Genomic DNA, 13,563 nt, shown 5'->3' with positions numbered 1-13,563 from the left:
CATCCGAACGGTTGATGGGGCGTAGCCAAGCGGTAAGGCAGCGGTTTTTGGTACCGCCATGCGCAGGTTCGAATCCTGCCGCCCCAGCCAGTTCTGGAAAATCGTTTATATTCGGGGATAATCGGCATTTTCGGGGCCGATATCGACCGGATCGTGGCGGAAGCTGGCAAGCACAAGCTCCAGACGCTGGTCTACAAGGAACCGCAGAAGGAACTCTCCGAGCCTTCGGGAGAGTTCGTGCGGCTGATCGCCTCGCGCGTCCAGTCGGGGCGCTTTACGGCGCACGTGAAGGAAACCTTCGAAGGCCTGATTGTCGCCTCAGCGTCTTCGCTGATCCGTGATCGCGTGAACGAAAGGCTCACCAACGCCCTGCAGGGAAACGGGGCAGAGGAGCCAGAGCCAGAGGTCATGGAAGAGACCTCGGATATCGAAACGACCCCTGAAGAGATTGAAGGGTTCAATATCGTGCGGCCATTGTGGCACGGGAAGGTGGACCCTTCGCGGATCGTGATGCGCGATGCGAAGTCCTACTGCGCCATCCTCCTCGACGATAACAACCGGAAGAGCATTGCCCGCCTGCACTTCAACAGTGCCACGGCAAGGTATTTCGGGACATTCGAGAGCAAGGACGAGACGCGGCATTCCGTAGCGGGCACGTTGGATATCTACGGCCACGAGGCGGCGATCCTGAAGCGCATTGAGGAACTTGGAGGGTGAAGGATGGCCTTCTAGGCGAGCGCGCAAGAGTCGAAGGGATCGTCAGATGACGCCTGAATTGACTGCAATATTAGGTTCCGGCCTCTTGATGATCGAGGCAGGTGCTGGCTTCCTTTTAAAGCGGATGATCACAGGGCGTCACCACGTTGAGGATGCCAACAGGTCGTTCGCATAAAGAGCCTCCGCGAGGCCGAGGGCAGAGACCTCGTCAAGGCCGGGGTGAATGTGGCCACCGTCCATATCGGCACCGCGGGGCCAAGCGGGCAGAGCCAGGGCGCCCGCACCCGCAGCACCAACTCTTGACAGTCGGCGACGTGAAGCCGGCGTATCGGACATCGGCTTTGCAACTTCGCGGGTATCTGTAAACGTGCTGAGGTCGAGCGTCAGAGCGAGGGGAGGTCGAGACCCTTTTCGCGCGCGCAGTCGATGGCGATGTCGTAACCCGCATCGGCGTGGCGCATCACTCCGGTCGCCGGATCGTTCCAGAGCACGCGTTCCAGCCGCTTGGCCGCTGCGTCGGTGCCGTCCGCGACGATGACCATGCCCGAGTGCTGCGAATAGCCCATGCCAACGCCGCCGCCGTGGTGGAGCGAGACCCAGGTCGCGCCGCTGGCGGTGTTGAGCAGGGCGTTGAGCAGCGGCCAGTCGCTGACAGCGTCGGACCCGTCCTTCATCGCCTCGGTCTCGCGATTAGGGCTTGCGACCGATCCGCTGTCAAGGTGGTCGCGCCCGATGACGACAGGCGCTTTCAACTCGCCGTTCGCCACCATCTCGTTGAAGGCCAGGCCCAGCCGGTGACGATCGCCAAGGCCGACCCAGCAGATCCGGGCGGGCAGGCCCTGGAAGTGGATCTTCTCACGCGCCATGTCGAGCCAACGGTGCAAGTGCTCGTCCTCTGGCATCAGTTCCTTCACCTTCTGGTCGGTGCGATAGATGTCCTCGGGATCTCCCGAAAGCGCGGCCCAGCGGAACGGCCCGATCCCGCGACAGAACAACGGTCGGATGTAGGCCGGAACGAAGCCGGGGAAGTCAAAAGCATTCTCGACGCCTTCGTCCTTGGCGACCTGGCGAATGTTGTTGCCGTAATCGACTGTGGGGACGCCCGCCGACTGGAAATCCAGCATCGCGCGCACGTGGATCGCCATCGAGGCTTTCGCCGCCTTGGCAACGGCTTCGGGTTCACGCTCGCGCTGCTCGATCCATTCGGCGACGGTCCAGCCTGCGGGAAGGTAGCCGTTGACGGGGTCGTGCGCGCTGGTCTGGTCGGTAAGGAGGTCGGGGCGGATGCCGCGGCGATACATTTCGGGCAGGATTTCGGCGGCATTGCCGAGCAGACCGACGGAAACCGCGGTTTTCGCGGCATTGGCCTTCTCGATGATAGCCATTGCCTCCTTGATCGTCGTCGCGCTGCGGTCGAGATAGCCTGTGCGAAGGCGCATTTCGATGCGGCTCGGCTGACACTCGATCGCAAGGCACGACGCGCCTGCCATGACTGCCGCCAAAGGTTGCGCACCGCCCATGCCGCCAAGGCCTGCCGTCAGCAACCAGCGCCCCGCCAGATCGCCGCCGTAATGCTGGCGGCCCATCTCGGCGAAAGTCTCGTAAGTGCCCTGAACGATGCCCTGCGTGCCGATGTAGATCCACGACCCGGCGGTCATCTGCCCGTACATGGCGAGACCCTTCTTATCGAGTTCGCCGAAATGCTCCCAGTCCGCCCACTTGGGAACGAGGTTGCTGTTGGCGATAAGGACACGCGGAGCATCAGGATGCGTACGGAATACGCCAACAGGCTTGCCGGACTGCACCAGCAGCGTTTCGTCATCATCCAGGCGCTGCAGCGTCTCGACGATACGGTCATAGCTTTCCCAGTCGCGGGCGGCGCGGCCAATGCCGCCATAGACGACCAGTTCCTCGGGACGTTCGGCAACGTCGGGATGCAGGTTGTTCATCAACATCCGCATGGGGGCCTCGGTCAGCCAGCTCTTTGTCGTGATCTCGCTGCCCGTCGCGGGGCGGATCGTGCGGGTGTTGTCGATACGGGTCATTGGTCACTCTTCCCGGATTTGTTTTGGGCGAAGGCGATGCAGGCCTTCAGGATGTCGGACAGCGTCGCGGCAAGCGCGGCGGCGTAGTCGGGCTCGAACGGTGGCGGCCAGTTCGAGGAGGAGGGATGGTCGGGCTCGGCCGCATAGCCGCGAATGGCGAGTTCCATCTGGATGGCGTGGATTCCGTCGGCGGGGCGGCCATAGTGGCGCGTCGTCCAACCCCCGCGGAACCGGCCGTCGAGGACGTGACTGCGTCCGCTTTCCGCACAGATTGCGGAGACGGCATTGGACAGTGCCTTGTCGCAAGTCTCGCCGCAGTTGGTGCCGATATTGAACTGCGGAAGCTTGCCGTCGAACAGGCGGGGCACGCGGCTGCGGATCGAATGGGCGTCGTAGAGGACGACCGAGGGGTGATCTGCGCGCAGGCGGGCCAATTCGCTCTTGATCTCGGCGTGATAGGGCAGGAACCATCTGTCACGGCGGCGGGCTATCTCGGCCTCGTCGGGTTCGCTGCCCGAATAGAGCGGCTCGCCGTCGAATGTGGTCGTCGGGCACAGTTCAGTGGTGGCCTGCCCCGGATAGAGCGAGATGCCCGACGGATCGCGGTTCACGTCGATCACGCTGCGCGAAATGGCGGTGCGGATCGTCGTCGCGCCGAGTTCGCGGACAAAGGCGTAGAGCCGGTCCACCCACCAGTCCGCATCGCGGCGGGCGAGCCATGGCGATGCGAACTGGCATTCGACATCGGCAAGGTCAGAGCCGGTATGCGGAAAGGCGACGACAAGCGGCACCGTGCCCCGGTGTATTTCCAGCCAGTCGTTCATCACCCGATCGCCGGAAGGTCCGTGTCTGCCGCAGCGGCGAGTTTTCCTGAAAGGACGAGCGAAGCAGCCTTTTCCATGTCGGGATGGAAATAGCGGTCGTCCGACAGCGGGGGGACCAGCTGGCGAATCAGGGCGCGCGCCGCCTCGAGCGATTTGCTGGACGAAAGCGGGGCGTGGAAATCGATTCCTTGAGCAGCGGCCAGCGCCTCGATCGCGATCACACCGCCGGCATTGCGGGCCATGTCGGCAAGGCGCCGCGCACCGTGCGCTGCCATCGAAACGTGGTCTTCCTGGTTCGCCGAGGTCGGTATCGAATCGACGCTGGCCGGGAACGCGCGCTGCTTGTTTTCCGAAACGAGCGCGGCAGCGGTGACTTGCGGGATCATGAAGCCCGAATTGAGCCCCGGCTTTGGCGTCAGGAACGCGGGAAGGCCCGACAGCGCCGGATCGACCAGCATGGCGATGCGGCGCTCCGACAACGAGCCTATCTCGCAGATGGCCATTGCCAGCATGTCGGCGGCGAAGGCGACCGGTTCTGCATGGAAGTTCCCGCCTGAAAGCGCCTCGTCGGTATCGGCGAAGATCAGCGGATTGTCCGAAACGCCGTTTGCTTCGACCGACAAAGTGGTGGCCGCCTGGCGCATCATGTCTAGCGCCGCGCCCATCACTTGCGGCTGACAGCGCAGGCAATAGGGATCCTGCACGCGCTCGTCGCCCTTGAGGTGGCTGGCGCGGATGTTGGAACCGTCCATCAATTTGCGGAGCGCGGCGGCGGTTTCGATCTGGCCGGCATGGCCGCGAAGATCGTGAATGCGCGGATCGAAAGGCGTATCGGAACCCTTGGCCGCTTCCGTCGAAAGCGCACCGGTGACGAGCGCGGTTTGCAGCAGGGTTTCGGCCTCGAACAATCCGGCCAGCGCGTTGGCGCAGGAGAACTGCGTACCGTTCAACAGCGCGAGGCCTTCCTTGGGTCCGAGTGTCAGCGCGGCAAGGCCTGCCCGTTCCAGTGCTTCGGCAGCGGGTAGACGCTCGCCATCGAGAACAATCTCGCCTTCGCCGATCATCGTTGTCGCCAAATGCGAAAGCGGGGCAAGATCGCCGCTGGCGCCGACCGAACCCTGACAGGGGATGATCGGCGTCAGTCCGCGTTCAATCATCGCAGCCAGCAGGTCCAGCGTCCCGGGCCGGATACCCGACGCCCCGCGCGCGAGGCTGACCATTTTGAGCGCCATCATCAGGCGGACAACCGGTTCGGGCGAAGCCTCGCCCACGCCTGCTGCGTGGCTCAGCACGATATTGCGCTGAAGCGTGGCGAGGTCGGCGTCGTCGATCCGCACGCTCGCCAGCTTTCCGAAGCCGGTGTTGATGCCATAGACCGGCTCGCCGCGCGCAAGGATACGCTCGACCGAGGCGGCGCTTTCCCGCACACCGTCCATACAGGCGGGGTCGAGCGTGGGCCGCCCGCCGCGATAGATCGCGCGCCACTGGGACAGTGTGACTGCCCCCGGCTGCAGGGTCAGGTCGGTCATCGTCCTCTCCAGATGCGGGCGTGAAGCGGGTTCGTGCCCATCGCGTGGACCAGTTCGGCAGGATCGCCGACGTTCCAGATCGCCATGTCGCACTGCTTGCCGGCAGTGAGCGTGCCGGTATTTTCGCCCATGCCGAGCGCGCGGGCCGCGTTGCAGGTCACTCCGGCAAGGCACTCCTCGACCGTCAAGCCGAACAGCACCGAACCCATGTTCATCGCGAGCAGCAGCGATGTGAGAGGAGACGTTCCGGGGTTGCAATCGGTCGCCAGTGCCATCGGCACACCCGCCTCGCGCAATATGGCGACGGGCGGCTTGCGGGTTTCGCGCATGAAATAGAACGCACCGGGAAGCAGGGTGGCGACAGTCCCTGCCTTCGCCATCGCAGCCACGCCCGCATCGTCAAGATATTCGAGATGGTCCGCCGAAAGCGCGCCATGGACGGCAGCAAGGCTTGCGCCCTTCTGGTCGGACAGTTGCTCTGCGTGAAGTTTGACCGGCAGGCCGTGTGCCGCGGCGGCTTCGAATACCCGTTCGGTCTGTGCAGGGGAAAAGCCGATGTTCTCGCAGAATGCATCGACGGCGTCGGCAAGGTTTTCTGCGGCCACGGCGGGGATCATATCCTGCGTGACGAGATCGATGTAATCGTCGGCGTGACCAGCGAACTCAGCGGGCAATGCGTGCGCGCCAAGGAACGTCGTGCGGATCGTGACGGGGCGCTCGTCAGCCAGTCTGCGAGCGGCGCGCAGGATGCGCATTTCTGTTTCGAGCTCGAGGCCGTAGCCAGACTTCACCTCGACAGTCGTCGCCCCCTCGGCGATCAGCGCGTCGAGGCGGGGCAGGGCAGATGCGACGAGCTCATCCTCGCTCGCGGCTCGCGTAGCCGCGACGGTAGAACGGATGCCGCCGCCGGCGCGGGAGATTTCTTCGTAAGTGGCGCCCGTGCGGCGCATCTCGTGCTCGGCAGCGCGATTTCCGGCAAAGACGAGGTGGGTGTGGCAATCGATTAGGCCGGGTGTGACGAGGTGTCCTTCGCAATCGACAGTGCGATCGGCGGTGAGCTCCGGCGCTTCGCTAGCCGATCCGACATATGTGATACACCCGTTTTGTGCGGCAATCACGGCGTCGGGGATGACCTTCAGGCGGCCACCTTCCATCGTCGCCAACCGTGCTGCGGTCCATATCGTTTCGCATCGCGTCATTGCCGCTACCTCCTCACCGACAGTATGTTGCATAGCTATCATTTATTGTATAGACAATATAGATCTCAAAACGACGGGGCGTTGCATGTTATGAGGCAAGATGGGGTTTTGCACTTTGCCAAGGCGCTTCTTCCCGAGGGATGGCGTTCGCAAGTCAGCATCACTCTTGCCGATGGCCTGATCAAGACAGTCGAACCGGACGCTCAGCTTCCGATAGGTGCCGAGCACTATGGCGTGGCGATCCCCGGAATGCCCAACCTGCACAGTCACGCATTTCAACGCGCGATGGCAGGCCTTGCTGAATACAGAAGCTCAGACGGCGATGACTTTTGGTCATGGCGCGATCTCATGTATCGGCTTGCCGGCACGATTGATCCGGACCAGTTGCGCAAGGTCGCTGCGATGGCGCAAATCGAAATGCTAGAGAGCGGGTTCACCCGCGTTGGAGAATTCCATTACCTTCACCATGATGTTTCAGGTGGACGGTTCGGAAATCTTGCCGAGATGTCCAATGCGATTTTCGCTGCTGCATGGCAGACCGGCATTGCGGTCACTCACCTGCCCGTTTTTTACGCGCATGGCGGCTTTAACGGCGCTCCTCCGACCGAGGCGCAGGCCCGTTTCGTTTGCGATCTGGATGAGTTTTCGCATTTGCTGGAGCGGTGTCGGGAAGGCGCGGCTGATCTGCCCGATGCGGTAGTCGGGCTTGCCCCGCACTCTTTGCGCGCCGTGACACCCCAGGAGCTGAGCGCATTGGAGGAACTGGCAGGTGACGGGCCGATCCACATCCACATCGCCGAGCAGGTGCGCGAGGTCGCAGATTGTCGTGCAGCGCTCGGCACGACGCCCGTTCGCTGGTTGCTCGACAACGCAAGGGTGGGCTCCCGATGGTGCCTCGTTCATGCCACGCACGTCGATGTTGGCGAGGTGTCGGACATGGCAGGATCAGGAGCGGTCGTCGGATTGTGCCCTGTTACTGAAGCTAACCTCGGCGATGGGATTTTCCCCGCTCAGGCCTTCATGGAGGCAGGCGGGCGGTTTGGAATTGGCTCCGACTCTAATGTCCGGATCGATATGGCGGAGGAATTGCGGGTACTCGAATACGGCCAGAGACTTCATTTGCAGGCTCGCAACATTATGACTTCAAAGAAATTTATGTCGAACGGCCGATCTTTACTGGAGTGCGCGCTTCACGGTGGCTGGCATGCATTGGGCCTGGACGGCGGCATCCGGCCGGGGGCGTCAGCCGATCTCGTTGCACTGCGAGAGGACGTTTTGGTATGCGGGGCGCAAAGGGATGACGCCTTGATCGACCACTTGATCTTTTCAGCCGGCTCGCGCGCAATCGATAGCGTGTGGCGGCGGGGTCGATTGGTCGTAAGCGGCGGGCGTCATGTGATGCGTGATCAGGTCGAGGGGGAATACAGGGCAGTGCTGAAAGCGCTCATCGCATGACTGCTCTGCACGAGCGCATCCGACGGGACATCGAGTCCCGGATTCTCTCCGGCGAAATGATGCCGGGCGACCGTCTGCCTATCGAACACGACTTGATGGCAGAATATGGCTGCTCCCGCATGACGGTGAACAAGGCTATCTCTGCGCTCGCCGCAGCCGGTTTGGTCAACCGCAAGCGCAAGGCTGGCACGTTTGTCGCTGCGCCGAAAGCGCACGCCATGGTGCTCGACATTCCCGACCTCGCGCACGAGATCCAGGAAAGCGGGCAGAAGTATCGCTATCGTCTTCTGCACCGAGAGATATGCAATGCGGGCAAGGTCGACAGTTCGCTCGAGATCGAGGGAGACGTCTTGTGGACTGTTGGAGTGCACATAGCTGACGGGAAACCGTTCGCGCATGAAAGCCGTGCGGTGAGCCTGACGGCAGTGCCGGAGATCGACGATGCGGTATTCGATCCGGACAGCCCCGGCACGTGGCTGCTGAAACATGTCCCCTGGACCGAAGCAGAAACCGCAATCTCTGCGACCGCAGTCTCGGATCGGGAGGCTCGCGCACTTGGTGTCGCAGACAATACAGCCTGCCTTTCGCTGATCCGCCGCACTTGGCGGTCGGGTGAGCACATTACCGCAGTGCGGCAATTGTTTCTTGGCGATTCGTATACGCTCGTTGCTCGCTTCGGTGCGTCTGCATAATAATATTACGCAAAAGAAACTTTTAATCATCGGACCAGCCGTCCGGTGGCATGATTATGTGCGTAAAGCGCTTCCATAATAACAATCTGACAGAAAATTCATGTATATACAAAATAGTTGTTGACCGCCGCTCGTGTGACTGTTTCCTTACGGCCCGGACATCAAGCCAAGGGAGGCATCCACATGGACTTCAGAACTTTCCTTCTCGCCGGCGGCGCCATGGCGGCCGCAATCGCTGCACCTGCACATGCTCAGGAAGGGGGTTCTGAAACCGATGGCGCAGGCGAAACCCAAGCCGCGCCAATCGTCGTGACCGGTTCACGCATCCGCCGCGCCGACATCGAAGGCGTCGGGCCGACGACCATCGTCACGCAGGAAGAAATCGCCAATACCGGCATCGTCAATGTGGAAACCCTGTTGCAGCGTCTGCCCGCCAACGCCGGTCAGGCTGGCAACCAGACGGCGGCCTACTGGACGGGCAACGGATGGGGAACGTCGCAGGTCAACCTCCGCGGCCTTGGGATCAAGCGCACACTGGTCCTTTTGAACGGCCGCCGCATCGTCGCGGGCGGTACCGGCGCGAACTCTTCGCCCGACCTAAACATGATCCCGGTAAACATGTTGGCCCGCACCGAAGTGCTGAAAGACGGCGCATCGGCCGTCTACGGCGCCGATGCGGTGGCAGGTGTGGTCAACCTCATTACCCGCAAGGATTTCGAAGGTCTGGAGGTCGGCGGACGCTATGGCATCACCGAAGAGGGCGACGGCCAGGATCGCACGCTCGACTTCATGGGCGGCATTCGTGGTGAACGCGGCGGCGTGATGGTCGCAGCGACGTATCAGAACACCGATCCGATCAACATGGGCAACAGGGTTCCCTGTGCCTATAGCGGCGCATCCGGCTCGCTCGTCTGCAGCAACAGCGCGGCGACTATTGGCGGCCGTGCGGCCCTGCCTGACGGCACCATGATCAACTTCAACCAGGAACTGGGCGGCGACGGCGACTTCTACGAGCCTTATTCCTCGGCCATTCACAACTACAATTACGTCCGTGATCTCAACGCGGTGAACCCGATCGAGCGTTATAACATTGCTGCTTTCGGCGACTACGCGCTGACCGATTCCGTCGAGCTGTTCGGCGAATTCCTGTACACCAAGCGCAAGACGAACCAAATCGCGACGCCCGGTACGCTGCGCAACATCGCGATCGCAGCCGACAATCCGATCAACCCGACGGGCGAGGATATCCTGCTGATCCAGCGGCGCCTGAAGGAGGCCGGACCGCGCGGGTTTTTCCAGGACACAGATACCTATCAGGCCAGCGGCGGCCTGCGCGGCCAGCTGCCGAGCGGGTGGAACTGGGAAGTCGCGGCGACCTGGGGCAAGAACACGGGCGATGACGGCCAGACCAATGTCGTCAATCTGCAGAACCTCGGTTACGCACTCGATCCGGATACCTGCGGGGCCAACGGCATCCCTTGCGCCGATCCGCTCGGTTATGGCGATCTGACTCCGGAAGTGCTGGATTATTTGCTCTTCACTGCCGTCGACAAAGGCGGCAACGAGCTGTTTTCCGTGACGGCCGACGTTACCGGAGACCTCTTCGAATTACCGGCAGGCACGGTCGGCTTTGCCGCTGGCGCAACCTATCGCAAGGAAAAGGGCTGGCGCACGCCGGATGAGCTGACGGTCGCGGGCATCGCCAACACCAACCAGCAAGACCCGATCTCCGGTTCGATCTCGGCCAAGGAAGCTTACGCCGAAGTCTCGGTCCCCGTGTTCGGCGACGCGCCTTTCGCGCAGTCCTTCGTGCTAGACGGCGCGTTGCGCTTTTCCGATTATGATCTGTTCGGCACTGACTGGAACTACAAACTTGGCGCAGACTGGGCGATCGTCGATGGCGTGAGGCTGCGCGCGACTCACGGCACCGGTTTCCGCGTGCCGAATGTCCCCGAACTGTTCAGCGGCGTGTCCGAAGGCAATCTGACGACGACCGATCCGTGCAGCGGCTACAGCACCAGCGGCAACGCGACGCTGATTGCCAATTGCCAGGCATCGGGCGTTCCTGCAGGCTACACCCAGCTTGGCGGCACGGTTTTGACCAGCCGTGGCGGCAATCCCGATCTGCAGCCGGAAGATTCGACCACCTGGACTTTGGGCGCGGTGATCGAGCCGACCAGCGGCCTGACCTTCACCGCCGACTGGTTCGACATCGAGATCCAGGACGCGATCCGCACGATCCCGGGCTCGACCAAGCTGGCGGTCTGCTATGCCAGCGAAAATCTCAGCAGTGCATTCTGCGACGACTTCACGCGCAGTTCGCTGACCGGCGAGATCACCTACCTTCAGGCGCAGTCGATCAACACCGGCCTCGAAAAGATGAGCGGTCTCGATCTCGGCATGATCTACGACCGGATGATCGGCGACTTCGAAGTGACGCTGAACCTCAATGTCACCTGGCTCAACGAATATGTCGTCTACCCCTTCGAAGGCGGTGCTCCGATCGAATTCGACGGTCACATCGGCGGCGGCAACGGCGGTTATCCGGAATGGCGCGGGTACGGTGTGCTCTCAGTCGCCAAGGGCGCTGTTACGGGCACGTGGTCGACCCAATGGATCGGTTCGGGCACCGACTTTAACGCGGCTCCGGGCGATCTTGGCTATTCCATGCCGGACGTTTTCTACCACAACGCCCAGATCGCGTTCGACGTGGCGGACAACTATCGCTTCTCCTTCGGCGTCGACAATGTCTTCGACCGCGATGCGCCGTTCGTGCGCAGCTGGACCGATGCGAATACCGACACGATGACTTACGACCTCATGGGCCGCAGGTTCTATGTCGGTGTCCGTGCCGGGTTCTGAGCGGCACGCTATGAAAATCAGATGGCCCCTGTTCGTCCGGCGCCTGCACAAGTGGCTGGCGCTGGTTATCGGGCTTCAGGTCGTGCTGTGGACGGCGACCGGTTTCTACATGGTCGTCATCCACATCGACCGGATCCATGGCGATCACCTCGTCAGGCCGGTCGAACGCCCTGCGGTCGACATGGCGTCCCTCGTCGCGCCCGGCACGGTCCTTGCGGCCGTGCCGGACGCTTCGGAGGTTCGCTCATCGTCATTGCTGAACCGGCCTGTTTGGCGGGTGACATCACCTGGAGGTGTCGCCCTGTTCGATGCAGGCACCGGCGAGCGGTTAGGCCTGATCGGTGCAGATCAGGCAGAAACCATCGCCCGCAATATCTATACCTCTGACGAAGAAGTAGCCTCGGTAAGCCTGTTGCAGGAAGCGCCGATGGAGATGCAGGGCAGGAAGCCGCCGTACTGGCAGGTGACTTTCGATCGTTGGGACAGCCCCACTTTCTACATCTCGCCCGAAAGCGGTGAGCTTATTTCACGGCGCCATTCGCTTTGGCGGATCTTCGACTTCGCGTGGATGCTGCATATCATGGATTACGATGATCGCAGCGACGTGAACAACCTGCTGCTGCGGACAAGCACGTGGCTTTCTGTGGCCATGGCGCTGAGCGGGGCATGGCTTCTTGTCTGGGCCTTTCCGCGTCGCCGCAAAAAGAAGAAAACAGCATGAAACGCATCCGGTTCACTCCCCTGTTCTTCCGCCGGGTCCACAAATGGGTCGGGCTGGTGCTGGGCATCCAGTTCATCCTCTGGTCCGTCAGCGGCGCGATGATGGCGTTCATCGACATGAAGGACGTTCGCGACCAGCCGATGATCGCTGCTGATCCGGTATCGGTTCCGGGACTGCTCGCACCGACGGACATTGGCATCGGCAAAGTCGAAAGCCTGAAGCTTTCCATGGCCGACGGACGGCCGATCTACGAAATCGGCGAAAGCGGTTCCGTGCGCATCGTCGACGGCCTGACCGGTGATCCGGTTGTAGTGGACGAAGCCCTCGTGCGCCAGCGCGCGGCTGTTATCGTCGACGCGCCGATCCGTTCGATCTCGTTGATGAACAAGCCGAACCTCGAGGCGCGCGAGTTTGCCGGCCCGATGTGGCGTGTCGACTTCGATGATGCCGAAGGGACCAGCGCCTATTTCGCCGCGGATACCGGTCGCTTCCTCGTCGCACGCGGCGATGACTGGCGACTGTGGGACTTCTTCTGGATGCTCCACAACATGGACTACGCGGACAGGACGAGCTTCAATCACCCGTTGATCATCGTGGTCGGTTTCGGCGTGCTCTTCCTGTCGGGAACGGGCTTCTATCTCCTGTTCAAGTCGTTCAATCGACGTGATTTCCGGTGGCTCGTCCGCCGCAAGCCATCCTTCGACAAGACCGCAACCGCCCAGCGAACCTGAAAGCACACAACGACGAATAGCACTGACCTAGGGACCATAAGATGGAGGGTTTTTCGATGAGACTTTCAGCACTTTGCCTTTTGGGCGCCAGCCTGTCGCTTGCCGCCTGCAACGGTGCCGAACCGGAAATGGAAGCGACCGAGGAAGCTTCCCACGCCCACGGTGAAGGTACGCACACTCACGATGTCGACGCGGTTGCCGAAGGTGATATCAAGGACCCCGAGATGATCGCCGCGACCGACGTGTCGCCGGAATATCTCCAGCTCGCCACCAACGTCGAGATCGTCCCCGATATCGAGAAGGCGGTGAAGTCGTCGTCCGCCGTAATGACGCATGAAGGCCTGTTCGGCCCGCTCCTGTTCGCAGAGGAAACGCGCGCGTTCTTCATCGAACTCCAGCCCGGCATGTTCCTTGCCGAACACCCCCACGACATCGGTTCCATCGTCTATACCGTTCGCGGCAAGTGGGTGCTGGCCAGCGAAGGCAAGCGCCAGGTCATGGAAGCGGGCTCGCTGTTTCGCTTCGGCGACGGCATGCCCACCGGTTGGGAAGCGCCGTTCAACGGACCGGCTCTGCTTCTGATCGTCAAGCCCAAGGGCGAATCCACCGACTACAAGGTGTTCAACGAAGGCATCAAGGAGATGGCGGCCAACGTCGATGCGGATCGCAAGAAGGGCGGCGCATACTATTACGACGTGCTCGAAGAGGATCACCCGGCGATCAAGTTCGCGCGCAGCGTAAACCCCGATTTCGACGCCGTCCTCGCCCAGATCGACTGATCGGGAAAC

General features: G+C 61.9%; 11 protein-coding genes and 1 tRNA gene. 8 read left to right on the top strand and 4 right to left on the bottom strand.

Features of this window, described 5'->3' with window-relative positions; translation table 11 throughout:
• Positions 1 to 15 precede the first annotated feature (15 nt).
• Together A9D15_RS05955 and A9D15_RS05950 are read left to right on the top strand one after the other, a co-directional pair.
• A tRNA-Gln gene (locus tag A9D15_RS05955) sits at positions 16 to 90 on the top strand.
• A gap of 63 nt (positions 91 to 153) precedes the next feature.
• Positions 154 to 717: a hypothetical protein gene (locus A9D15_RS05950; protein ID WP_066763010.1), complete on the top strand. Its 564-nt coding sequence runs from the start codon at positions 154 to 156 to the stop codon at positions 715 to 717.
• Positions 718 to 1,100: 383 nt separating this feature from the next.
• Here the strand turns inward: A9D15_RS05950 and hutU are convergent, their stop codons facing one another.
• The 4 genes from hutU to hutI are packed head-to-tail and all read right to left on the bottom strand — an operon-like array spanning position 1,101 to position 6,314.
• Positions 1,101 to 2,762: a urocanate hydratase gene (gene hutU / locus A9D15_RS05945; RefSeq protein ID WP_066763008.1), complete on the bottom strand. Its 1,662-nt coding sequence runs from the start codon at positions 2,760 to 2,762 to the stop codon at positions 1,101 to 1,103.
• Positions 2,759 to 3,586 (bottom strand): N-formylglutamate deformylase, encoded by an 828-nt coding sequence (gene hutG, locus A9D15_RS05940; RefSeq protein WP_066763006.1) that lies wholly within the window; start codon positions 3,584 to 3,586, stop codon positions 2,759 to 2,761. Before hutG ends, hutU begins: the two co-directional genes overlap by 4 nt.
• On the bottom strand, positions 3,586 to 5,115 hold the full coding sequence (gene hutH / locus A9D15_RS05935; protein ID WP_066763004.1) for a histidine ammonia-lyase: 1,530 nt from the start codon (positions 5,113 to 5,115) through the stop codon (positions 3,586 to 3,588). Before hutH ends, hutG begins: the two co-directional genes overlap by 1 nt.
• Positions 5,112 to 6,314: an imidazolonepropionase gene (hutI, locus tag A9D15_RS05930; RefSeq protein WP_066763002.1), complete on the bottom strand. Its 1,203-nt coding sequence runs from the start codon at positions 6,312 to 6,314 to the stop codon at positions 5,112 to 5,114. Before hutI ends, hutH begins: the two co-directional genes overlap by 4 nt.
• 90 nt (positions 6,315 to 6,404) lie before the next feature.
• On the opposite strand from hutI, the gene A9D15_RS05925 reads away from it, so the two are divergent.
• From A9D15_RS05925 to A9D15_RS05900, 6 genes are all read left to right on the top strand, one after another.
• The gene (locus tag A9D15_RS05925) at positions 6,405 to 7,769 is read left to right on the top strand and encodes a formimidoylglutamate deiminase (RefSeq protein WP_066763000.1); all 1,365 of its coding nucleotides are present in this window, start codon (positions 6,405 to 6,407) and stop codon (positions 7,767 to 7,769) included.
• Positions 7,766 to 8,461: a histidine utilization transcriptional repressor HutC gene (locus A9D15_RS05920; protein WP_066762997.1), complete on the top strand. Its 696-nt coding sequence runs from the start codon at positions 7,766 to 7,768 to the stop codon at positions 8,459 to 8,461. The genes A9D15_RS05925 and A9D15_RS05920 overlap by 4 nt, the downstream gene beginning before the upstream one ends.
• Positions 8,462 to 8,644: 183 nt before the next feature.
• Positions 8,645 to 11,323 (top strand): TonB-dependent receptor domain-containing protein, encoded by a 2,679-nt coding sequence (locus A9D15_RS05915; RefSeq protein WP_066762989.1) that lies wholly within the window; start codon positions 8,645 to 8,647, stop codon positions 11,321 to 11,323.
• Between the two features lie 10 nt (positions 11,324 to 11,333).
• A complete protein-coding gene (locus tag A9D15_RS05910) occupies positions 11,334 to 12,044 on the top strand; it encodes a PepSY domain-containing protein (protein WP_066762988.1) in 711 nt (236 codons plus the stop codon).
• On the top strand, positions 12,041 to 12,775 hold the full coding sequence (locus A9D15_RS05905) for a PepSY domain-containing protein (RefSeq protein WP_066762987.1): 735 nt from the start codon (positions 12,041 to 12,043) through the stop codon (positions 12,773 to 12,775). The genes A9D15_RS05910 and A9D15_RS05905 overlap by 4 nt, the downstream gene beginning before the upstream one ends.
• A 56-nt stretch (positions 12,776 to 12,831) precedes the next feature.
• Complete coding sequence (locus tag A9D15_RS05900) at positions 12,832 to 13,554, top strand: cupin domain-containing protein (protein ID WP_172807476.1); 723 nt, start codon at positions 12,832 to 12,834, stop codon at positions 13,552 to 13,554.
• Positions 13,555 to 13,563 lie beyond the last annotated feature (9 nt).

This window comes from Croceicoccus pelagius (assembly GCF_001661915.1).
GTDB classification, from domain to species: Bacteria; Pseudomonadota; Alphaproteobacteria; order Sphingomonadales; family Sphingomonadaceae; genus Croceicoccus; species Croceicoccus pelagius.
This window is presented reverse-complemented; position numbering and strand designations above follow the sequence as displayed.

Coding starts and splice junctions, on each gene's coding strand:
- A9D15_RS05925 (WP_066763000.1), top strand. CDS start 6,405: ATGAGGCAAGATGGGGTTTTGCACTTTGCCAAGGCGCTTCTTCCCGAG.
- A9D15_RS05915 (WP_066762989.1), top strand. CDS start 8,645: ATGGACTTCAGAACTTTCCTTCTCGCCGGCGGCGCCATGGCGGCCGCA.
- A9D15_RS05905 (WP_066762987.1), top strand. CDS start 12,041: ATGAAACGCATCCGGTTCACTCCCCTGTTCTTCCGCCGGGTCCACAAA.
- A9D15_RS05900 (WP_172807476.1), top strand. CDS start 12,832: ATGAGACTTTCAGCACTTTGCCTTTTGGGCGCCAGCCTGTCGCTTGCC.
- hutU (WP_066763008.1), bottom strand. CDS start 2,762: ATGACCCGTATCGACAACACCCGCACGATCCGCCCCGCGACGGGCAGC.
- hutH (WP_066763004.1), bottom strand. CDS start 5,115: ATGACCGACCTGACCCTGCAGCCGGGGGCAGTCACACTGTCCCAGTGG.
- hutG (WP_066763006.1), bottom strand. CDS start 3,586: ATGAACGACTGGCTGGAAATACACCGGGGCACGGTGCCGCTTGTCGTC.
- A9D15_RS05920 (WP_066762997.1), top strand. CDS start 7,766: ATGACTGCTCTGCACGAGCGCATCCGACGGGACATCGAGTCCCGGATT.
- A9D15_RS05910 (WP_066762988.1), top strand. CDS start 11,334: ATGAAAATCAGATGGCCCCTGTTCGTCCGGCGCCTGCACAAGTGGCTG.
- hutI (WP_066763002.1), bottom strand. CDS start 6,314: ATGACGCGATGCGAAACGATATGGACCGCAGCACGGTTGGCGACGATG.